Raw genomic sequence first — 19904 nt, forward strand, 5'->3', positions numbered from 1 at the left:
AAACCGCCGGCGGTGGCAATCCGTCAGGCGTGCTGGCATCTGGTGTGGTCGGCGCCACCATCTATGCCGGAATAGCTTGCCGGGCAGGACGGCTGTGCTTGGGGTCGGCGCGCCGCGCCGGATTTCGTACCCTTCTGCTTCGTTTGGACCTACCCATGGATCTGTTCAGCCCCGTCACCCTTGGCTCGCTCAATCTGCGCAACCGGATCGCGATGGCCCCTCTGACCCGAATGCGGTCCGGCGCGGACGGCGTCCCCGGCGAGCTGGTCGCCGAGCACTACGCCCAGCGCGCCGGTCTGGGACTGCTCGTCACCGAGGGCACCTACCCCAGCACCGAATCACGCGGCTATCCGGGACAGCCGGGCATCGTCACCGCCGAACAGGCCGCAGGCTGGGCCAAGGTTGCCGATGCGGTTCACGATCGCGGCGGCGTCCTGGTGATGCAGGTGATGAACGCCGGTCGCGTCTCCCATCCCGAGGTCACCGGAACCGACCGGATCGTGGCCCCCAGTGCCATTGCCATCGACGGCGAAGTCCACACCCCGACCGGCAGTGCCCGGTATCCGGTGCCACACGCTCTGACCACGGCCGAGCTGGCCACCGTCAAGCAGGAGTTCGTCGACGCTGCCCGCCGGGCCGTCGATGCCGGCCTTGACGGGGTGGAAGTGCATGCGGCGAACGGCTATCTGCTGCACGAGTTCCTGTCTCCGGCGTCCAACCAGCGCACGGACGGCTATGGCGGCAGTCCGGCCGAGCGGGCCCGGTTCGTGGTGGAGGTGACGTCAGCGGTGGCTGCCGAGGTCGGCGCCGGCCGTGTCGGCATCCGCATCTCCCCTTCGCACAACATCCAGGACGTGGCCGAAACCGACGCAGCAGATGTGTCGGCGACCTATGGGGCGCTCGTGGAAGGGCTGGCCCCGCTGGGTCTTGCCTACCTGAGCGTTCTGCACCGTGAGCCGGAGTCCGATCTGGTCCGAAACATCGCGACCGGCTTCGGAGGGTCGGTCATGGCGAACACCGGATTCAGCGCGATGACCACCCGCCAGGAGGCGCACCACCTCGTCGACCAGGGGCTCGCCGATGTGGTGGCCGTTGGTCGTCCGGTGATTGCCAACCCCGACCTGGTCGAGCGCTGGGCCGATGACCTTCCGGAGAACGAGCCCAACGCCAGCACCTTCTACGGCGGCGGCGCCGAGGGTTACACCGACTACCCGCGCTTGGCCGGCTGAGTGAACCGGGCCGCGGCTTTCCCGCCGCGGCCCGGGAGACCTGCCCTAGCCGAGGTACCGCAGGACGACATTGCTGGACGCTCACGGCCCAGGCTCCCCGGGGTTCGGTGCTCACACCGTCCTCATTTTGTCAGCCGATCAAGAAGAAGGGCGAGGTCGGCTGCGGCCAAACCGTTCTCCAGCAGGAACGCGGGCATCGTCAGCGACGCGATTGTCGCAGTGAGCGATTCTTGGACGTTCGTGTCGTGCTGCTCCAGCAGGCGTTCGACCTTCCCGAGTTGATCACCGGCACCCATCGCGGCGTACCGGACCTCCATCCGTTCGTAGGTCAGGAGGTAGTCGGCGATGATCTCCTCCGGTGTCGCTCCGGCCAGTGCGAGTAACACCAGGGCCAGCAGCCCGGTTCGGTCCTTGCCGCCGGCGCAATGGAAGACGATGCAACCAGGCTCGGCGCGGGCGATCGTTCGTACCGCGGCAATCAATGGCTCCGGGTGTGTGGTCAGCATGGCCGGAAAATAGAGCGGCGAGGAGAGATTGTCGATCTTTGTCCAGTATTCGTGAAATGGGGTCCCGATCGGATCCTGTGGCACTTCGACGGTGTTGATTCCAGCCGGCCTCGGCGAGTCGTCGGGCGATATCTCATCGGAATTGCGGAGGTCGATGACGGTTCGAACCCCGTACTCCCATGCTGCCGCCCATCCCGCCGCGGTCAGCCGGGTCGGTGCCTCCATCCGGACGAGAGCACCCAACCGGATGCCGCCCAGTCCGCCCAGATCACGGACATTCAGGCACCCTTCCCAATCAAGTTCCGATTCAGGGTTCATGTGGGTCGGACGCGTAGGGCCACCGTTGGTTGCTTGCCGCATCATCGACCAGCCACCGAGCTCACCACCGCTGCGTTTGTCCGGTCCGACCGTTCCGTGCCGCGACCTGACGTCCACCACATGGGTTGTGGGCTGCGACAGTAGGATTTCCCGATGGGGGTCATATCGGTACTGCAGAAGGTGAACAGCTCCTACCCGTGGAGCCACAATGACTTCTATCATCGTTGGATCTGTTCCGAACTTCCTGTTCGACGCGACGCGGCGTTGGACGTCGGCTGCGGTGGGGGGAGTCTCCTCGTCGAACTGAGCCCTCGATTCGGTCGGGTCGACGGTGTCGAGCCGGAGAGGGACCTTGCTGCCGCGACGGCCGCCAGAGTCGCTGCGCTGTCGACAGTTTCGGTGAGCTGCGCCGGGTTCGTCGACGTCGGCGGAATCGGCCGCTACGACCTGATCACGATGGTGGCCGTTCTGCACCACATGCCTCTCGAGCCATCCCTGGACCGCGCCGAGAAGTTGCTGAAGCCGGGCGGTCGACTCGTCGTCGTCGGATGCTATCGAGCTGAGTCGCGAGCCGACCGCGTGGTGGGAATTCTCGCGCTGGTGGCGAACCCGATGGTGGGCTTCGTGAAGAACCGGGGTAGGAGGCCCGGACGGCTGCCGGACGGAATGATGGCGCCCACTGCCGACCCGGTCGAATCCCTGGCCGACATCCGGACAGCGGCACAGGTGCATCTCCCCGGCTCACGAATCACCAGGCGTCTGTTCTGGAGGTACTCGTTGCTCCATACGAAGCCGGCGGGACCGCGTCCAAGGGTGGGAGAGATTCGAACAGGGTCTTGACACTGCACTTGCTTTTTGCAAGTGTGAACGCGGTCCAACCGGGACCACGAGAGGGAGACCACAATGACTGCGATGTTCGTCAACTTGCCGGTGACCGACCTGGAGCGTGCGAAGGCGTTCTACACGGCCATCGGATTCAGCATCAACCCGGCTTTCACGGATCACAACGCGGCCTGCGTTGTCGTCGAACCGGACCACAGCTACTTCATGCTCCTGGTCCGCGACTTCTTCCAGACCTTCACGAAGCTTCCGATCGGTGACCCGGCCATCAGCCCGTCGGTCGCGACCGCTATCTTCCTCGATACCCGGGAGGAGGTCGACAAGTCAATCGGTGACGGCATAGTCGCGGGCGGGTTGGAGCCGCAACCGGCGTCGGACTACGGCTTCATGTACCAGCGCACGGTCACCGACCCGGACGGGAACATCATCGAATTCGGCTGGATGGACCCGGTCGCCGCAGCGCAGGGGCCTCAGGCTTACGCCGATCAGCAGGCCTGAGGTCGATGGCCGCGCGCGAATACGGGCAGTACTGCGGCGTCACCAGGGCTCTCGAGCTCGTCGGCGAACGCTGGGCGCTGCTCATCGTCCGTGACCTACTCGTCGGGCCGCGGCGGTACGGGGAACTCGCCGCCGGGCTCCCCCGAATCCCGAGCAACATCCTGGCGGCGCGGCTCAAAGAACTGCAGGCGGCCGGCCTCATCCGCAGGGCGCCGCGCTCTCGGATCATCATCTACGAGCTGACGCCCTACGGCCGCGAGCTCGAGCCCGTCGTGCTCGCACTCGGGGCGTGGGGGTTCAAGGCGATGGGGGAGCCGCGGGAGGAGCAGATCATCACCCCCGACTCGATGACCATGGCGCTGCGCACCGCCTTCCGACCGCAGATCGCGGCACTCTTGCCGGCGACCGCGTACGCGGCGCGCTTCGGCCCGGCCGAGCTGCTGATCCGGGTGGATGGCTCCCGCCTGGATGTGGCGCGTGGGGACGGACCGGTGGACCTGGCCTTTGCCGCGGGTCCGGACATCCGCCGGCTCATCTCCGGCGAACTCGCCCCGGATCTCGCGATCGCGACCGGCGTGGTCGAAGTGCTGCGTGGGCGGAGCGAACTCCTCGACCGATTTGCGAACACGTTCCACCTGGCTGCGTGAATCGGCCGCGGGACGTGTAGGTCCGAATATGCCGGCACTCCACATCTGTCGTCGCCGCGCAGCATCTCCCCGATCACAAACGACCAGGTGCTCGGCGGCGACAGCAGATGCTCGGCCGCCGGGCGAAGAGGGTCGGCGGGCGTCAGTCGACCGGCGCCATGATGACGCTGGGCGGATGGGGCGCAGGATGGGTGGGATGCTGCTGCTGGTGACGGCACTGATCGCGCTCGTCGTCGTGGCCGGCCTTCAGCGTCCGAACGCGACGGGAACAGCTGTGCCTCAGGATGTTCCGGCGCCGCCGACTGTCGGTGCGTGTCTTCCCAGTGCTCCGCCGGGTGAGCCCGATCAGTACCCTCCGAGTCAGTTGCTGCCCGCTGCCACGTTCGGCCCGTGCGCCGAATTGCACTACGGGGAAGTGGCGCAGGTTCTGAGCCACCGACCGGCGGTGGCCAACGAGATCGTCGGCGGGGACGAACGTACCTACATCGGTCTGCCGACGTCGATCGAAGAGTCGAATTGGGTATCCCCGATCAACACTTCGATCGTCTGGGCCAATCCGACCGCACTGCAGCAAGCGGCGGGACAGCAATGGGTGGCCTGCATCGTCACGCCGGGCAGTAGTACGCCGTACCGAGGCACAGTCGGCCAAGCGTTGAACACCGGGCGATTGCCGGCGGTGTACTCGAGTTGTCTGGCCGGTACGGATCCACACACGCCGTTGGTTCCGTGCTCGTCGCCGCATCGATCGGAAGTGCTGGGCCAGGCCAGTCCGCGGCTGATTGCCGGCGGTCAGGCCCATCTCGACGCCATGTGCATGACGTACGCGAAGACGCTGACCCGTCGGGCCGACTTCGAGGCCGATGGCCAACTCCGCGCCAGATCCCTGTCCGAACACTTCGGGCCCTCGCCGACGGACTCGCTCGCAGGCCTGGATCCGGACTATCCGAGCTCGAACAACTCCCAGTCGACCTGCATCGTCTCGGCGACCGGGTCGCGCCTGCTGACCGCCAGCCTGCTCGGCATCGGCGACGGGCCCTTGCCGTTGGGCTGACGGACGCCGCGCATGTCGGCGTCCAGCGAGAACCCGGAACTGACCGACGCGGCTGCACCTGCGCCCACCCATCCGGCGATCGCCCGGGCAGGCTCGATGCTCATACCGATCCGCGAGGGACAACGATCCTCAGTCCTGACACGGGGCGTTGCTGGCACCCGGCGTTCCTGGAGTCCAGACGCGCGAGGCCCGCGACCTCCAGCCCCGACCGAGCGGTATCAGCTGCCGCCACGGGACGAAGGCGACCCCCGCGACCAGAACCGCAACCAGGGCGGAGACACCGCTGAAGGCGAGGACGCCGCAGACAGCCGCGCAGGACACCGCTGCGGCCAGGCGCACCGGTCCGGTCAGCAGGCGTACGCCGGCGGCGGTGGAGGCGAGGTAGACGAGGAGGAACATGGTGGTGGGAAGCACGACGAGTTGTCGGGTGTCGACCCATCCGACGCCGGCCAGTCCGAGCAGCACCGTGCCGACCACAGCGACGGCGAACTGCAGACCCTGTGCCCCTGCGAACCGGTTGCGGATGCCGATCAGATGTGGTCGGGTTGGACCGCGCCGGGGTACCGCAGCAGCATCAGTCCTGGTCGATTGCCGCAGTGCGTCAAGCATTTCCGTAGCACCGGACAGGTACGCGTTGGTTGCGGCCAGCGTCAGTGCGAGAGCGGCGATCGCTGCTGCCACCGCCCCGACCGGACCGACGGCAACCCGCAGCAGATCCGCCACCGGTGTTGCGCTGCCGGCGCGCGGCCCGAGCACCGACACCGTCGCTACGGCCAGCCCGAGGTACAGCGTCGAGGTGATCAAGAACGCCAGGGTGATCACCCGCGGAAGTTGCCGACGAGGTGAGCGCAGTCGAGACGTCATCGGTGCGATCGCCTCCCAACCGACGAAGGACAGCATCAGTGCGGTGCTGGCTGTCCCCACCGCGGACCAGCCGTGTGGCGCGAAGGGCGTCCAGTTCGCGGAACGGGCGTGGGGGAGAGCCCCGCCAACGGCGACGACCACAAGGCTCACGAGAACGCCGACCAGAACGAGTTGGACGCCCGCGGAAACCCTTGCACCGCCGTGAGTCAGGCCGATCACCGACAGCAGCAGAATCGCGGCGATGCCGACGGTCGCGGCGTGACCACCGCCGACCAGTTGTGCCAGGTAGGCCGCACCGATCAGGCAGACGACCGGCGCGCCGAGCACCACACCCGCGAGAAAACACCCACCGACCACGCGTTCTGCCCGGGGTCCGAACGCGGCCCCGGCAAAGGCCGCAGCTCCCGCCCGGCCCGGCTGGCGCCGACCCAGCGCGCTGAAGACCGCGGCCAACAGGCCGGACACGATCAGCAGACCGACCCAGGCGAGGATCGAAGCCGGTCCGGCCAGACCGGCGGCGAGGCCGGGAAGAAGCAGCACACTCGGTCCGAGAAGTGCGCCGACGTAGAGGGTGACCGCGCGACCTGTGCTCAATTCGTTCATAGGATCAGTCTTGCGAGAACGGCACCGAACGCGCTGCCGAATGTGCCGTAGAAAGCAGGGTTCGGTGCAACGATCCACCGGCAGATGCTGGTTAGGATGCAGAACATGCCGGAAAGCGTCTTCGACAAGACCGATCGAACCATCCTGACCATCCTGCAGAACGAGGGCCGGCTGGCAAACGTCGACCTCGCCGAGCGGGTGTCCCTGTCACCTTCGTCCTGCCTGCGGCGGACCAAGGCCCTCGAGGCGGCCGGCCTCATCGCGGGCTACCGCGCCGAACTCGACCGGAAGCGAATCGGGCTCGGTCTGACCGTTTTCCTGTCTTTGCGGGTCAACCAGCACTCCCGTGCGACGTCTCGACTCATCGAGCAGGAGCTCACCTCGATCCCCGCGGTGGTGGCCTGTCACGTGGTCAGCGGCGAGGCCGACTTCCTCGTCGAGGCCGTCGTTCCGGATCTCGGCGCGTACGAATCGCTGCTGCTCGATCACGTCCTGGCCATCGACGCGATCACCGACGCCCGGTCCAACTTTGCGATCCGGACCGTCCTGAGCCGTGGGTCGCTGCCCGTCGACACCGTGCGCTGATCCGATTCGATCCGACACCGCGTGCTGATCGGGCACCGGAGGGTGCGGTTAGGGTGCACCTGCCAGGAGATGTGCGGATCGCCCGCTTGTCCGCCGAACCACACAGGAGAGCGCGTGAGCATCGTTCTGCACGACGAGCGTCAGGAAGTCGTCGAAGCCTGCCAATACCTCAGCGACAACGGACTTGTCGTCGGGACCGCCGGCAATGTCTCGATTCGTGTCGACGATCGGGTCGTCATCTCTCCCAGCGGCGTGAACTATCAGGGCATGACCGCCGCCGACGTGGTCGTCGTCAGCATGGACGGGACTTCGCTCGACGGTGGTCTGAAACCGTCGAGCGAGTTACCCCTGCATCTCGCGATCTACCGCGGCACCACGCATTCCACCGTGGTGCACACCCACAGCCCCGCCTCGACGGCACTCTCGACCGTCGTCGAGGTCGTTCCGGCATCGCACTACTACACGGCGCTCTTCGGTGGGAGTGTTCGCGTCGCTCCGTACGCGAGGTTCGGTACCGACGAACTGGCCCAGAACGTGGTGGATGCTCTGGTCGACAGGACCGCCGCCCTGATGAGCAATCACGGAGCCGTGCTCGCGGGCTCGCAGCTGTCGAAGGTTCTGGAGCAGGTTCCGTACCTCGAGTACATCTGCGATGTCCAGCTGCGTGCCGGGAGCTACGGAAGCACCGTCAAGGTCCTGGGCGACGAGGAGATCCAGCGCGTGTTGGCGGGTCTCATCGGTTACGGCCAGGAGTCGGCGCGGTAGTCGGCACTCATGTTGCGCCAACGGGTTCGGGCTCCGACACCGGCGGCCGCGACGACGGCGATCTTCGACAGGAACCTGGCCCGCGCGTGGCTTCCACCCATATCGCCGAGGCGACACCCTCTCTGCGTGGAATCATCGCTGCGGCCTCCGCTGTGCAATCCCTGTGAAGTAATTAGCGTGGCAAATGTATGAACTTCTTGACGCCTTCGCCGGCCAGTGATTGAATCCGAACGAATCTGTTGGGACGCGTGCGAACCTGTCACGTCTCCCGTCACGGTCGGACCACATCGAAGTGGAGTTTCTCGTGCGCACTACTGTTGCCCAGTCCAAGATGTCGCATCTGATCCACGAGTTCGGCCGTCGCCGGACAGGCAAGTCGCATGAACCATCAAACAAATGGCGCAGTCAGCTTCGAAAGGCCGGAATCTTTGGATTGGCTGTGCTGCTGCTGACCACCGTCATCAGCGCCGTGGGCGTTGCTACTGCACCGGCGGCTTCGGCCGAGACGAACGGCGTCGCGATCACGCCGCCGATGGGTTTCGACGACTGGAACGCCTTCAAGTGCTCGGTGAGCGCTGCCTTGATCGAGCAGACAGCCGATTTCATGGTCAGCTCCGGGATGAAGACCGCCGGCTACCAGTACGTGAACATCGACGACTGCTGGCTCGCCGGCGCCAGGGCCGCCGACGGATCGCTCGTCGCCGACCCGGTCAAATTTCCGGACGGCATCAAGGCGGTCGCCGACTACGTCCACGCGAAAGGTCTGAAGCTCGGCATCTACGAGGATGCCGGCACGACGACCTGCGCCGGCTATCCGGGCAGTCTGGGTCATGAAAGCCAGGATGCCGCAACGTTTGCCAGCTGGGACGTCGACTACCTGAAGTACGACCAGTGCAACATCCCGTTCGCGAACTACCCGAACATGACGCACCAGCAGATCGACACCATGCTGTACACCACCATGTCGAAGGCGTTGCTGGCCACCGGCCGCAACATGGTCTTCAGCATGTGCAACGGCACGGATTCAGCCGCCTTGCCCTGGCTGTGGGGTGCGCCGGTATCCAACCTCTGGCGCACCACGACGGACATCCAGGACACCTTCGCCAGCATGGTCGGCATCGTCGACCAGAACGCGCAGCTCGCGCAGTACGCGGCGCCGGGTGCCTGGAACGACCCGGACATGCTCGAGATCGGCAACGGCGGCATGACGAACGCCGAATACCAGTCGGAGTTCTCGCTGTGGTCGGAGATGGCGGCGCCACTCATTGCCGGTACGAGTCTGACAACTGCTTCGGCCCAAACGATCTCGATCTACACGAACAAGGACGTCATTGCGGTCGACCAGGACTCGCTCGGTCGACAGGGGCAGCTGCTGTCCTCGGTGGGTGGCCGGGAGGTCTTCGCGAAACCCCTGTTAAACGGCGATGTCTCGGTTGCGCTGTTCAATTCCTCCGCCACCGGGACCACCATGTCCACGACCGCAGCAGCCGCCGGACTCCGGCGCAGCCCGATCTACTCGCTGAAGGATCTCTGGAGCAAGCAGGTCAGCGAGTCGGCCGGCGCGATCAGCGCCTTCGTCCCGGCCCACGCGACGGTGATGTACCGGGTGTCGGTACCGAAGAGCCTTGGCTCCGGCCTCCTGGCCGCGCCCCACACGACCTTGGCGGTGGGAATCAGCGCCGATCCGATGACCACCGGTTCAGTCGCCCGGGTCACCGTGTCGCTCACCGACGACGGACTCACGCCGATCGTCACCGACCGGGTCACCCTGTCGGCGCCGGCCGGGTGGAAGGTCAGGCCGATCGTGCGCGCACGACCGGCCGTCCTGCGGACCGGGCAGCGGACGTCTTCGATCTTCGAGGTCACGGCACCCGCGGCAGCGCCGCCGATCTCGAGCATCGGGTTGACCGCTGATGCGCCGTTCAAGTCGATCGTCGGGGCTCGACGAGCGGACTCGGTGCTGACCCTGCCGTTGGTCTCGCCGGTGGCCAAGCCCTATCTGGTCGCAGATACCACCGGCACCGGCGCGGTCGTGGGCCAGTCCGGCACGCAGTTCGCAATCCAGGCCGCCGGGACGGGCGTCAGCCCGACGACGACCACCACACGAGGGACCACCCCGGCGGCCGACCAGTACGGATCGATCTATCTGCACGGCGCCGCCCACGCGTCGGCCACCGCGCAGACCACCGTGACCGGGCAGCCCGTCGGCCGCGCGGCGAAGGCCGGTCTCATGATGCGCAACGACATCACCGGTCCTGCGGGATCACCCGAAGGTGTTGTCCTCTACGTGACCGGCTCGGGCACCGTCGGGATGTCGTGGGATGCCGGTGGTGGCGCGACGGTCGACACCTCGTCCGCGCTGTCCGCCGCCCAGGTGTACCCGGTGCAGTTGCGACTCGTCCGGAACGGTGCCGTCTACACCGGTTACTTCTCGCCGGACGGGACGACGTGGACACAGGTCGCCGTTGCCACGCTTGCCACCGCTGCTGCCACCCAGGACGTCGGCGTGTTCCACACCTCGGGCTCGGCGACCACGCCGAGCGAGGCGGACTTCACCGGCCTGACGGTCACCGGCTGATCGCCCGTCCCAGCCCCGGCCGGCCTGGCTGCTGGACGTCGGCCGGATGAAATCCGGTGCGTCGATGTACTGCCGATCTGAGATCATCTGCCTCGTGAAGACTTTCGCCGGCTACGAACTCGACGATGATCCTGTACGCGTCGACCGCGATGCGCTCTGGCAGTTCCTGAATTCCGAGGCCTACTGGGGTGTTTGGCGCACCAGGGCGGATGTCGAACATCAGCTCGATGCAGCCTGGCGCGTGGTGGGTTGCTACCACGACGGGTCATTGGTGGGGTTTGCCCGTGCGGTTTCCGACGGGATCAGCTTCGCCTACCTGGCCGATGTCTACGTGCTGCGTGAACACCGCGGGCACGGACTCGGCCAGGCCGTGGTCGAGGAGATGATCGAGGCCGGCCCCGGTTCGATGTTCCGATGGGTGTTGAACACTGCGGACGCGCACAGCCTCTATGGCAAGTTCGGCTTCGTCGCGCCGGACTCGACGTCGATGGAGCGTCCCAGCCGGCGATGAGCGCAGGCCGCGAGTGATCGATCGCCGCGGCTCGGCCCTGTTCCACGAACGGCCTGCGCTGTGCACGGCAGCTTCCAGCTATTCGCGTTGCGGCGCAAGGGCTTCGTCGGCAGCCTGCCGAGCACGCTTCATGGTCTCGTCCAGATGCTCGAGAACCGGGCTGGCGGGCTGCTCCTTCGAGTCCCGTTCTTCAGCGGTGTGTGGCTGGGCGCCGTCTGCGTCGGCGATGTCTGCCTCGGCAGCGTCAGCGAGAATTTCCTGGTGTTCGTCGTGCTTGCTGTCGTCCGGCATGTGGTGGCCTCCGTGGTCGGTTCGAATTTCGTCGTTGTCGGCACGGTTCCCCAAGCGCCGCGTGATGACACGCAACGTCGGTATCACCGGCGGTTGGCCGGAGGAAATAGCGGGTACCCACGCCCTGACGGTCCTGGTCGCCGCGGCGCCGGGCCAACGGACGGGCATCTTCGAGAGGAACGCAGATTTCTGACACCAGTACTTCCGACAGGCTCCTGGAGATGCCCGCGGCGATGAGGGTTCCCGGCGTGGTCTTCTCGTCCGACCCGTCGGGCGCCGACGGCCCGGTCGGCAGCGACCTGACGGCCCTCGCAGCGCAGGTCAATGGCGACCTGGGCGCGGCTATCGCTCTCGCTCGGCTGGTCGGGCCGCGGGTGCCGTTCCCCGGCGACGGGTCGACGGAGCGGAGGTGGGAGATGCTGGCGACGATCGCCGCGGCCGACCTGACGGCGGCCCGGGTCACCGAGGCCCATCTGGACGCATTGGCCATCCTGGCCGAGGCCGGTATCGACCCGGCCTCCGATCTCGAGGAGATCGGGGCCGGAACGGATTCGACCTGGGGTGTCTTCGCGGCGGAAGGTGCCGGGTTGCGGGTGCAGGCCGCGCGGGTGAGACCCGAGGCGGGAGCGGCTCGTTGGACACTGAACGGCGTGAAGCCCTGGTGTTCGGCAGCCGCCGAACTCAGCCACGCACTCATCACCGCGTACACCGATGACGGACATCGACGACTCTTCGCAGTGGCGCTGCGTCAACCCGGTGTCAACACCGCAGCAGCAGCCTGGATCTCCCACGGGCTCCGCGAAGTGGTGTCGGGATCGACCGAACTCTCGGCGGTTCCTGCGATCCCGGTGGGTGATGACGAATGGTATCTGCGCCGCAACGGTTTTGCCTGGGGTGGGGCAGGAGTGGCGGCGTGCTGGTACGGCGGGATCGTCGGGCTGGCACGGACGATGTTCGCGTCGATGATCGAGCGGGAACCGGGTGACCTCGGTCTGATGCACCTGGGCGCGGTCGACCTCCAGTTGGCGGCTGCCCGCAACCTGCTGAGCGCGGCAGCCCATGAGATGGATGCAAGGTTGGCCGACCGCGCCGCGGGCGTGGTGATGGCGTCCCGGGTCAGGGGTGTTGTCGTCGCAGCGGCCGAGGACGTGATGCGCCGGGTCGGTCATGCCCTCGGACCGCTACCACTTGCCCAGGACGAGGTCCATGCCCGACGGGTCGCGGATCTTCAGATCTACGTACGGCAACACCATGCAGAACGGGACGAAGCTGCTCTCGGCCGTCAGATCCTCGCCGGCGACCTCCCGTGGTAGCGCCCGCGCAGGCACCACCGTTCGACCATCGGGACAGTGGCACGGCCGAGAGTGTCTGGGCCGCCAGCGATGTGCTCACGAACGCGGCGGAGCTGGATCTGACCGGGGTGCGCCGTCTGGTGGTGGTGGCCGCCCACCCTGACGACGAGAGCCTGGGTGCGGGTGGCCTGATCGCCACCGCCGCGCGGTCGGGGATCCCGGTCAGCGTGCTGATCGCAACGCTCGGAGAACGGTCGCATCCGGATTCGCCAACCCATACCCGGGAAACGCTGGCAACCCTGCGTCGGGCCGAGGTGTTCACAGCGATGGGCTATCTCGCCGCCGACGCCACCGTCCGCCTGCTCGGACTGCCGGACGGCGATCTGGCCGAGCATCGCAGCGAACTGGCGGCAGCCATCGGCGAGATGATCACCGACCCGGAGACGGTCGTGGTGGCGCCCTGGATCGGCGACGGGCACCCGGACCACGTCGCGGCCGGCCAGGCTGCATCGGACGCCTCGACCGGCACCGGGGCGGTGGTTCTGCAGTATCCGATCTGGGCGTGGCACTGGTCGCGGCCGGAGGACCTCGCCGTTCCGCTGATCAGACTGCCCTTGACCGCCCAAGACCTCGAGGCGAAGAAGACTGCACTGCAATGCCATCGGAGTCAGACCCAGCCGTTGTCGGAACAGATCGGCGACGAGGCGATCGTCACCCCTGCGTTCACCACCCACTTCGAGAGGCTGTTCGAGATCTTCGTCCAAGAGCATGTGCCCGGGGCTGCCGTCCCAGCAGGGGGTCTGGATGGTGCACCGGCACCGGCCGGCAGCCTGAACCGCGAATTCTTCGACGAGTTCTACGGCGAGCACCGCGATCCCTGGGGGTTCGAGAGTCGTTGGTACGAAACACGGAAGCGAGCCATCACGATGGGCGCGCTACCCCGGCCGGCGTTCCGTTCCGGCTTCGAGCCAGGATGTTCCATCGGCGTCCTGACCGAGGAGCTCGCGGGTCGATGTGACAACCTCCTCGCCACCGACATCGCGGCGGCGCCTCTCCGGATCGCGGCCGACCGGCTGGCCGGCACGCCGGGTGTCCGGTTCGAGCAACGCAGAATCCCGCAGGAATGGCCGTCGGAGCAGTTCGATCTCGTGGTGCTGTCGGAGGTGGGCTACTACTGCGGCCCCGAGGACCTGCGGTCGCTGGCGATCCGTGCGGCGCAGGCGCTCACCCCTGACGGGGTGCTGGTTGCCTGCCACTGGCGGCATCCGGTGGCCGAGTATCCGGTGAGCGGAGACGAGGTCCATCGTGTGCTGTTGGCCGACACCGGACTCTTCGTGCTGGTCGAACACGTGGAGGCGGACTTCGTCCTGCACGTCCTCGGTCGAACCCCGGGCGCATCGGTGGCCGGCGCGACCGGCCTGCTCGGATGACGATGTCCAAGGGGATGGTGTCGGGGCGTCCCGTTACGCCTGGCCGTCAGATTGCCGTCGTGATCCCGGCCCGGAACGAGGTCGATCGGTTGCCGAGATGTCTTGCTGCGCTGGCCGCCGCGGATGGCGCGCTGCAACGCAGCGGCGCCGCCGGGATTGCGACCAGGGTCGTCGTGGTCCTGGACCGGAGCACCGATGGTAGCCGCGAGTTGCTGGCCGACTGGCCGGCGGTCGAGGTCGTGGAGTCCGATCACGGCCGGGTCGGGGCGGCGAGGGCGGCGGGCGTCCGACACGTTCTGCGTGGGAACCAGAACGCTCCGCGGTGGATCGCTTGCACGGACGCGGATTCGGCGGTCCCGGCCGACTGGCTGATCACCCAGCTGACCCATGCCGCGGCCGGCGTCGATCTTCTCCTCGGGCTCGTGGCCCCGGATCCCGCCGAGCTCGACCGGCGATTGCTCCGGACCTGGCGGTCGGTCCATCTGCTGGAGGACGGCCACCCCCACATCCATGGTGCGAACCTGGGAATCAGCGCGGACATGTATCGCCGAGTCGGCGGATTCCGTGACGTCGCGCTGCACGAGGACGTGCTGCTGGTCACGGCGGTCCGATCGATCGGTGGCCGGGTCGTGAGCACGGCCAGCAGTCCGGTGCTGACCAGCGCCAGGATGCTGGGCCGCACTCCGGCCGGAATGGCAGGCTACCTCGACGATCTCAGCCGGGCCGCTCGTGCTCGGCATCCGGGTGTCCGAGGGTCGGCCACCCGAGCCTGGCTCCGGGCGCTCTTCGCGGCCGATGTGCCCGGCCGCTGATCTGTGGCGCGCTGATGACAGCGCATCCACTCAGGCTCCAGCGGTGGAGGGAGAGTCATGCCAGAGGCCTCCCGACATGCCACGGTCTACGACGTGGCGGCATTGGCCGGTGTCTCCATCGCGACCGTATCCCGCTTCTTCCGGGATCCTGACACCGTCACGCCGGCGACCCGCGATCTCGTCCGGTCCGCAGTGCGGCAGCTGGGGTACGTCCCTGGTGCCAGCGCTCCGGCCGGAGGGTCGGGGCCGATGTCGTCACGTCCGGTCAACTGCCGCGGGCGGTGGTCTGTGCCAACGACCAGAGTGCGGTCGGTCTGCTGAGGACCCCCAGGCCGCCGGGCTGGCGGTACCGGGCATCGTGGCCGTCACCGGCTTCGACGGTATCGAGGCCGGCCGGCTCGTCCGGCCGCGGATCACCACCGTCGCCCAACCCATGACGTTGATGGGTCGCACCGCGGTGGACATGTTGCTGCAGCGGGTCGTCGGGGCAGACACGGCCGTCATCGCCAGGACCCTGCCGGTTGAGGTCCTCGTGCGCGAGAGTTGTGGCTGCTCGGCGCCGATCGGCCGAGGTTGAAGCCGTAGGCCGCGAGCCTCGGGTTCGTCAGATCGATGGCACCTCGCTCTTGGAGTTGGCCTCGTAGTTGATGTTGGTCAGGTCCGAGCGCAGGAAGTCGTCATCGAGGAGTTTGAGGAGCGCCCACCGCCGTTGGGCCTGCGGCTGGAAAACCAGCGCGGGGGCGTCACCGGACGTGTCCACCGGGACGTCGATGTGCGGATTCCTGGCCAGGAACGCAAGCACGCTCGGCATGTCCAGTGCTTCCGGGTACCCGGGCTGATCCATCTTCCGTTGGATGCTCAGCAGCTTGCGCATCATGTTGATGTCCGACTCGCAGGCCGCGCGCAACTCGTCACCCCCGACGATCTCGAGCTTGCCGAGGGTCGCGGTGAACGTCGACGTGGCCTGCTCGCGAAGATCGGGCAACGGTCCGAAGAGGGACTCGAAGGCGCCGTTGCTCTTCATCACCACCAGGCCGTCGAAGACGAACAGCCGCAGGTTCCGGTCGATGATCAGCGGCCGGGAGTCGAGCGAGGTGAACCGTTCCCCGTTCCAGAACGCGAGGATCCGCTTGCTGGGCGAGAGCGTCTTCTCCGGTGAGAATCCCTGATACATCCGCCCGAGGGCGTGACCCGCCAGGTCGGTCAGTCGGAGCACCAGGAGGTTGCGGCGGCCGAATTCGGTGTCGCGTTCGTACTGACGGTGGCTCGGGGTGAGGACCGCCGGTTCCACCACCGAGAGGGGTCCGTCGCTGATCGCGGTGTGGACCCACTGCTGCCCGCTCGGGGTATGTCCGGGATGCGCCGGCAGCAGCTCGGCATCGACCGCTGCGGTGGCCGTCTCGGCGACCTGGGCGAGGAGCTCATCGGCCAGTTCTGTGCTCATCGGCACGTCGTAGACGGCGGGGGAGTCATCGTGGTGATCGCCGACGAGCAGCAGGGATACGGCCATGGCTGCCGGATCGACCATCGCCTGCAGCCTTGCCCGGACGACGGCCTCGGAGGGACCTTGGGTACTGCTGGTGGACATCGTGACTGCTCCTGCCGTGATCAGTTGTCGTCGGACGGTTCGGACGGGTGGACCTTGCTGTGGTGGATCTTGCTCTGGTGGACCTTGCTGTGGTGGACCTTGCTCTGGTGGACATACAGATAGCCGCCGAGTGGGACGAGGGCGATGCTGTCTGCCGGACCCAGGTGCCAGGAGCGGCTGATCACCAGGAGGAATCCGCGATCGGCCCGCGACAGCTCGAAGATCCGGTAGCCGAGCGCCGCCAGCAGGGGATTGGCGAAGTACATGTCGCCCTGCACGTAGAGCAGAGCGATCAACACCAGGTAGAGCAGGAGGCCCCACCGTGCGGTCTCCGCGGCGGTGGACGTCACGAAGAAGGGCACCACGTACGAGGCGAAGAACTTGAGGGCCTCACCCTCCCGCGGTTTGGCGGTGTACACCTTCTCGACGGTCGCGTTACGGCGTGGGATCGCGACCGCCAGGAAGACAACGGTCCCGACGACGCCGGCGACCGCCGCGGCGCCGAGCACCCACCTGGCCCATGGCCGACCGAAGGAATCAAGCACGGCCATCAGCGCGAGCAGCGGCGCGTAGGCAGCGATCAGCATCGTGCTGCGCACGGGCAGCGACGGCCGGAACGCCGAATTCCTCATACCCGTGGACGTTAGCTCCCGGTACCGACAACGAGCGGTGGCGATGGGCGCGTAGCCCGGGAAGCTGAGTCCGCCCCACACCGGGGTTTCGCCAAGGGTCGGTCGTCGAGCCGATCGTCAATAGTGTGAGATAGGTCACTGGGTTGCGTCCAAGATCAATACTCCTTCCCAGCTGGGACTTTGCCGCCAGGACCCATCCGTGACCGGCCCGTTATCGACCTGTGATCTGCCTCGAACTGATGGCTTCTTCAGGAACACATCGTATGTTCGTCCCAGGCAATTGAAAGCAATTGCCCAGCAAGCATCTTCGTCGAACAACGCGCCGAGCGCTGTCCACTTCGTTCGCCGAAGCCCTCACACCTGGAAAGGCTTGGACAGCGGCGGGGGACCCACGTTTCGACGGAGGTCTCTTACCTTCTTGGGGTCAAGTCGGCTCACGCCGGCCGGGCGGCCCCCCTCGTCCGTTCGCGAACTACGAACGGCGACGCCCGCACCCGACAGCTCACCTCGCAGGCGCAGCAAGGGGAAACCAACACAGATGAGCACTCGCTACACGGGTCGGCATCGCCGACCGTCGAACACGCGCACCATCGCCCTCCGGACCATGACGGCAGGAGTGGTGATCGGAGCGCCTCTGCTCGGCATGGTCACTCCGGCCTCGGCCGCGCCAGACTCGACCTGGGATGCGGTTGCCCAGTGCGAGAGCGGCGGCAACTGGGCCATCAACACCGGGAACGGTTACTACGGCGGCCTCCAGTTCACCGAATCGACCTGGGCCGCGTTCGGTGGCAACGCCTACGCGCCGAGGGCGGATCAGGCCTCTCGCGCGCAGCAGATCGCTGTCGCCGAGAAGACCCTGGCCGGTCAGGGCTGGGGAGCATGGCCGGTCTGTTCGGAGAAGGCCGGCGCCACCGGCCAGGGCGTCACCCTTCGCGGTGACGCCGCTGGCTCGACCAGTTCCAGCAACTCCGGCTCGACCAGTTCCAGCAACTCCGGCTCCGGCTCCTCCGGCTCCGGCTCGTCCAGCTCCGACTCGGTCACGTCGGACTCCACCACGTCGGGTTCGTCCAGCTCCGACCAGCAGTCGAGCAGCTCGGCCCGGCAGCAGTCCACCTCCTCGTCGACCACCTCCTCGTCGAGCACCGAGGCGGCTGCGACCACCCCGAAGAGGGCGTCTGCTCCTACGCAGCCGACCAGTGCCGCCGACGGTTCGTACACGGTCAAGTCCGGCGACACGCTTTCGAGGATCGCGAAGGACGAAGGGATAACGGGTGGCTGGAAATCGCTGGCCGAGGCCAACGCCGACGTCATCCCCGACCCTGACATGATCTTCCCGGGTCAGGTCATCCGCCTCGGCTGACAGGTTCCGCGCGACTGCAGGACCCGCGATGTCCCGGCCACCCGTCAGGTGGCCGGGACACCCGTTTCCAGCAAGAGCCGACCCGGCTCGGTTCGATCATCATGATCTTGGTCCCGCCCGAGGCATGCCACCATGGGGTCGTGACGACGTCCCCGGCCGCCCGCGACCTCGCGGACCGCTGCCCCGGCCTGCTCCGGCCGCACCAGGCGGCTGATGGCGCGGTAGTCCGGCTCCGACTTCCGGGTGGTCGTATCCGGGCGCCGGCCCTCGCCGGGCTCCAGCACGCGGCCGCGTCGTTCGGCGATGGACTGGTCCAGATGACCTCCCGTGGCAACCTGCAGTTGCGGGGTGTGTCCCCGGACGGCGAGGGCGAGGTGCCCGGCGCTCTGGTGGACGCCGTCCGGGCGGCCGGCCTGATCCCGTCCACCACGCACGAGCTCGTCCGCAACATCATCTGCTCGCCGCTGACCGGCCGGATCGGTGGGTCAGCGGACCTCCGGACGCTGACCGACGAACTGGACCGGTTGCTGTGCGGTACCCCTGCTCTTGCAGGCCTCTCCGGGCGTTTCCTCTTCGCGCTCGACGACGGCCGGACGGACGTCACGCGCATCAGCCACGACCTCGGCGTGCGCACCGTCTCCACCGACCGGGTGCGGCTGGTCGTGGGTGGCCTGCCGGGACCCATCGTCGTCCTCGCGTCCGCGGCCAGATGGCTGATCGAACTCACCCTGGCCTTCCTTCGCCACCGCGAGGCAGCCGGGCTCCCGGTCTGGCACGTCCGGGAATTACCGTGCGGCGGCGCCGAGCTGCTCGAAACCGTCGACATCCTGCTCGAGAACCGGGTCGACATTCCGGACCATCCGGTGAATCCATCGGGGTTCCCACCGGATGACGTTCATTCGTCGGGCTTTTCGCCGGTCAGGCCCGGCACCATGGTTCAGCGAGACGGCCGTTCGATGCTCTCGATGGCGGTTCCGCTCGGCCTGCTCGATGCCCGGCAGGTCGAAGCGGTCACGGAGGCAGCCGCCGCCGGGACCGGCGAGATCGTCGTGACTCCTTGGCGGTCGCTGCTCGTGCCGGACGTCCAGGCCGACGTCCGGGCCATGGCGTCGATCGAGACATCCTTGGTCACCGCCGGTCTCGATCTTGACCCGCGTTCCGGATGGCTGGGGCTGTCGGCCTGCGCAGGAGCACCCGGCTGCGGTCGCGCCGCGGCACCGACCGGCCCGACGGCCGCGTCCATCGCTCGGCACCCCCGAACACCCGGGGACCTCCCGATCCACGTGGTCGCCTGCGAGAGACGCTGCGGCGCACTGTCCTCCGACCACGTCGAGGTGCTCGTGCTCCCAGGAACCGCGAGGCTCCTCCGGCGTGCCATCGACTGCTCCGACCGCGGTGATCCGTGCACCGTCGATGTCGCAGACCCGACCAGCATCCTGACCGCCATCACCGCACTCGCGAGGACCGGTTCGTGATCGAGACATCCCTGACCGCCTCGGTCGGC

General features: G+C 67.3%; 21 protein-coding genes, 1 pseudogene and 1 riboswitch. Of the genes and pseudogenes, 17 read left to right on the forward strand and 5 right to left on the reverse strand.

Annotation, left to right across the window (positions count from 1 at the left end; all coding sequences use genetic code 11):
* The first annotated feature begins 155 nt into the window (after positions 1–155).
* The gene (locus ABIB25_RS03685) at positions 156–1229 is read left to right on the forward strand and encodes an alkene reductase (RefSeq protein ID WP_354527074.1); all 1074 of its coding nucleotides are present in this window, start codon (positions 156–158) and stop codon (positions 1227–1229) included.
* Positions 1230–1351: 122 nt separating this feature from the next.
* Here the strand turns inward: ABIB25_RS03685 and ABIB25_RS03690 are convergent, their stop codons facing one another.
* Positions 1352–2053, reverse strand: coding sequence for a tyrosine-protein phosphatase (locus ABIB25_RS03690; RefSeq protein WP_354527075.1), 702 nt, complete (start codon positions 2051–2053; stop codon positions 1352–1354).
* Positions 2054–2206: 153 nt separating this feature from the next.
* Here ABIB25_RS03690 and ABIB25_RS03695 point away from each other — a divergent pair, with 153 nt between their 5' ends.
* The 4 genes from ABIB25_RS03695 to ABIB25_RS03710 all read left to right on the forward strand — a co-directional run bounded on the left by ABIB25_RS03695 (position 2207) and on the right by ABIB25_RS03710 (position 5089).
* On the forward strand, positions 2207–2893 hold the full coding sequence (locus ABIB25_RS03695; RefSeq protein WP_354527076.1) for a class I SAM-dependent methyltransferase: 687 nt from the start codon (positions 2207–2209) through the stop codon (positions 2891–2893).
* Between the two features lie 63 nt (positions 2894–2956).
* Positions 2957–3391, forward strand: a complete 435-nt coding sequence (locus tag ABIB25_RS03700; RefSeq protein WP_354527077.1) for a VOC family protein — start codon at positions 2957–2959, stop codon at positions 3389–3391.
* Positions 3392–3396: 5 nt separating this feature from the next.
* Entirely contained in the window at positions 3397–4038 is a 642-nt protein-coding gene (locus ABIB25_RS03705) for a winged helix-turn-helix transcriptional regulator (RefSeq protein WP_354527078.1), read from the forward strand.
* Between the two features lie 175 nt (positions 4039–4213).
* On the forward strand, positions 4214–5089 hold the full coding sequence (locus tag ABIB25_RS03710; protein ID WP_354527079.1) for a hypothetical protein: 876 nt from the start codon (positions 4214–4216) through the stop codon (positions 5087–5089).
* 129 nt (positions 5090–5218) lie between these two features.
* Here ABIB25_RS03710 and ABIB25_RS03715 read toward each other — a convergent pair whose 3' ends face one another.
* Positions 5219–6556: an APC family permease gene (locus ABIB25_RS03715; protein WP_354527080.1), complete on the reverse strand. Its 1338-nt coding sequence runs from the start codon at positions 6554–6556 to the stop codon at positions 5219–5221.
* Positions 6557–6661: 105 nt separating this feature from the next.
* Between ABIB25_RS03715 and ABIB25_RS03720 the strand changes: the two genes are divergently transcribed.
* The 4 genes from ABIB25_RS03720 (at position 6662) to ABIB25_RS03735 (ending at position 10995) form a co-directional block, all read left to right on the forward strand.
* Positions 6662–7141: an Lrp/AsnC family transcriptional regulator gene (locus tag ABIB25_RS03720; RefSeq protein WP_354527081.1), complete on the forward strand. Its 480-nt coding sequence runs from the start codon at positions 6662–6664 to the stop codon at positions 7139–7141.
* 120 nt (positions 7142–7261) lie between these two features.
* Complete coding sequence (locus ABIB25_RS03725) at positions 7262–7906, forward strand: class II aldolase/adducin family protein (protein WP_354527538.1); 645 nt, start codon at positions 7262–7264, stop codon at positions 7904–7906.
* Between the two features lie 439 nt (positions 7907–8345).
* Positions 8346–10484 carry an NEW3 domain-containing protein gene (locus ABIB25_RS03730; RefSeq protein WP_354527082.1) on the forward strand — a complete coding sequence of 713 codons (2139 nt, stop codon included), beginning with the start codon at positions 8346–8348 and terminating at the stop codon, positions 10482–10484.
* Positions 10485–10578: 94 nt separating this feature from the next.
* Complete coding sequence (locus ABIB25_RS03735) at positions 10579–10995, forward strand: GNAT family N-acetyltransferase (RefSeq protein WP_354527083.1); 417 nt, start codon at positions 10579–10581, stop codon at positions 10993–10995.
* 78 nt (positions 10996–11073) lie between these two features.
* On the opposite strand, the gene ABIB25_RS03740 is transcribed toward ABIB25_RS03735, so the two are convergent.
* Positions 11074–11286 carry a hypothetical protein gene (locus ABIB25_RS03740; RefSeq protein WP_354527084.1) on the reverse strand — a complete coding sequence of 71 codons (213 nt, stop codon included), beginning with the start codon at positions 11284–11286 and terminating at the stop codon, positions 11074–11076.
* Positions 11287–11350: 64 nt separating this feature from the next.
* Between ABIB25_RS03740 and ABIB25_RS03745 the strand changes: the two genes are divergently transcribed.
* The 6 genes and pseudogenes from ABIB25_RS03745 to ABIB25_RS29170 all read left to right on the forward strand — a co-directional run bounded on the left by ABIB25_RS03745 (position 11351) and on the right by ABIB25_RS29170 (position 15397).
* The gene (locus ABIB25_RS03745; protein WP_354527085.1) at positions 11351–11479 is read left to right on the forward strand and encodes a hypothetical protein; all 129 of its coding nucleotides are present in this window, start codon (positions 11351–11353) and stop codon (positions 11477–11479) included.
* Between the two features lie 28 nt (positions 11480–11507).
* Entirely contained in the window at positions 11508–12599 is a 1092-nt protein-coding gene (locus ABIB25_RS03750) for an acyl-CoA dehydrogenase family protein (RefSeq protein WP_354527086.1), read from the forward strand.
* Positions 12593–14008: a PIG-L family deacetylase gene (locus tag ABIB25_RS03755; RefSeq protein WP_354527087.1), complete on the forward strand. Its 1416-nt coding sequence runs from the start codon at positions 12593–12595 to the stop codon at positions 14006–14008. The genes ABIB25_RS03750 and ABIB25_RS03755 overlap by 7 nt, the downstream gene beginning before the upstream one ends.
* Positions 14005–14820 (forward strand): glycosyltransferase family 2 protein, encoded by an 816-nt coding sequence (locus ABIB25_RS03760; RefSeq protein ID WP_354527088.1) that lies wholly within the window; start codon positions 14005–14007, stop codon positions 14818–14820. The genes ABIB25_RS03755 and ABIB25_RS03760 overlap by 4 nt, the downstream gene beginning before the upstream one ends.
* A 57-nt stretch (positions 14821–14877) precedes the next feature.
* A pseudogene (locus ABIB25_RS29165) lies at positions 14878–15048 on the forward strand (LacI family DNA-binding transcriptional regulator); the annotation flags it as partial.
* A 130-nt stretch (positions 15049–15178) separates the two neighbouring features.
* Complete coding sequence (locus ABIB25_RS29170) at positions 15179–15397, forward strand: substrate-binding domain-containing protein (RefSeq protein WP_502919741.1); 219 nt, start codon at positions 15179–15181, stop codon at positions 15395–15397.
* 27 nt (positions 15398–15424) lie between these two features.
* Here ABIB25_RS29170 and ABIB25_RS03775 read toward each other — a convergent pair whose 3' ends face one another.
* Together ABIB25_RS03775 and ABIB25_RS03780 are read right to left on the reverse strand one after the other, a co-directional pair.
* Positions 15425–16408, reverse strand: coding sequence for a Kiwa anti-phage protein KwaB-like domain-containing protein (locus ABIB25_RS03775; RefSeq protein ID WP_354527091.1), 984 nt, complete (start codon positions 16406–16408; stop codon positions 15425–15427).
* Positions 16409–16428: 20 nt separating this feature from the next.
* Positions 16429–17040, reverse strand: a complete 612-nt coding sequence (locus tag ABIB25_RS03780; protein WP_354527092.1) for a KwaA family protein — start codon at positions 17038–17040, stop codon at positions 16429–16431.
* A 333-nt stretch (positions 17041–17373) separates the two neighbouring features.
* Positions 17374–17571: riboswitch (cyclic di-AMP (ydaO/yuaA leader) on the forward strand.
* Positions 17572–17578: 7 nt separating this feature from the next.
* On the opposite strand from ABIB25_RS03780, the gene ABIB25_RS03785 reads away from it, so the two are divergent.
* Complete coding sequence (locus ABIB25_RS03785) at positions 17579–18400, forward strand: transglycosylase family protein (RefSeq protein WP_354527093.1); 822 nt, start codon at positions 17579–17581, stop codon at positions 18398–18400.
* A gap of 140 nt (positions 18401–18540) precedes the next feature.
* Positions 18541–19875, forward strand: a complete 1335-nt coding sequence (locus ABIB25_RS03790) for a ferredoxin-like domain-containing protein (RefSeq protein ID WP_354527094.1) — start codon at positions 18541–18543, stop codon at positions 19873–19875.
* Positions 19876–19904: the final 29 nt, after the last annotated feature.

Origin of the sequence: Nakamurella sp. UYEF19, from assembly GCF_040546275.1 — a bacterium.
Lineage (GTDB): Bacteria > Actinomycetota > Actinomycetes > Mycobacteriales > Nakamurellaceae > Nakamurella.

Excerpts from the sequence above, each read along its gene's own strand:
- ABIB25_RS03710 (WP_354527079.1), top strand. The coding sequence starts at position 4,214 with ATGGGGCGCAGGATGGGTGGGATGCTGCTGCTGGTGACGGCACTGATC.
- ABIB25_RS03780 (WP_354527092.1), bottom strand. The coding sequence starts at position 17,040 with ATGAGGAATTCGGCGTTCCGGCCGTCGCTGCCCGTGCGCAGCACGATG.
- ABIB25_RS03720 (WP_354527081.1), top strand. The coding sequence starts at position 6,662 with ATGCCGGAAAGCGTCTTCGACAAGACCGATCGAACCATCCTGACCATC.
- ABIB25_RS03785 (WP_354527093.1), top strand. The coding sequence starts at position 17,579 with ATGAGCACTCGCTACACGGGTCGGCATCGCCGACCGTCGAACACGCGC.
- ABIB25_RS03745 (WP_354527085.1), top strand. The coding sequence starts at position 11,351 with ATGACACGCAACGTCGGTATCACCGGCGGTTGGCCGGAGGAAATAGCG.
- ABIB25_RS03775 (WP_354527091.1), bottom strand. The coding sequence starts at position 16,408 with ATGTCCACCAGCAGTACCCAAGGTCCCTCCGAGGCCGTCGTCCGGGCA.
- ABIB25_RS03690 (WP_354527075.1), bottom strand. The coding sequence starts at position 2,053 with ATGAACCCTGAATCGGAACTTGATTGGGAAGGGTGCCTGAATGTCCGT.
- ABIB25_RS03740 (WP_354527084.1), bottom strand. The coding sequence starts at position 11,286 with ATGCCGGACGACAGCAAGCACGACGAACACCAGGAAATTCTCGCTGAC.
- ABIB25_RS03750 (WP_354527086.1), top strand. The coding sequence starts at position 11,508 with ATGCCCGCGGCGATGAGGGTTCCCGGCGTGGTCTTCTCGTCCGACCCG.
- ABIB25_RS03715 (WP_354527080.1), bottom strand. The coding sequence starts at position 6,556 with ATGAACGAATTGAGCACAGGTCGCGCGGTCACCCTCTACGTCGGCGCA.
- ABIB25_RS03700 (WP_354527077.1), top strand. The coding sequence starts at position 2,957 with ATGACTGCGATGTTCGTCAACTTGCCGGTGACCGACCTGGAGCGTGCG.
- ABIB25_RS03705 (WP_354527078.1), top strand. The coding sequence starts at position 3,397 with ATGGCCGCGCGCGAATACGGGCAGTACTGCGGCGTCACCAGGGCTCTC.
- ABIB25_RS03695 (WP_354527076.1), top strand. The coding sequence starts at position 2,207 with ATGGGGGTCATATCGGTACTGCAGAAGGTGAACAGCTCCTACCCGTGG.
- ABIB25_RS03760 (WP_354527088.1), top strand. The coding sequence starts at position 14,005 with ATGACGATGTCCAAGGGGATGGTGTCGGGGCGTCCCGTTACGCCTGGC.
- ABIB25_RS03685 (WP_354527074.1), top strand. The coding sequence starts at position 156 with ATGGATCTGTTCAGCCCCGTCACCCTTGGCTCGCTCAATCTGCGCAAC.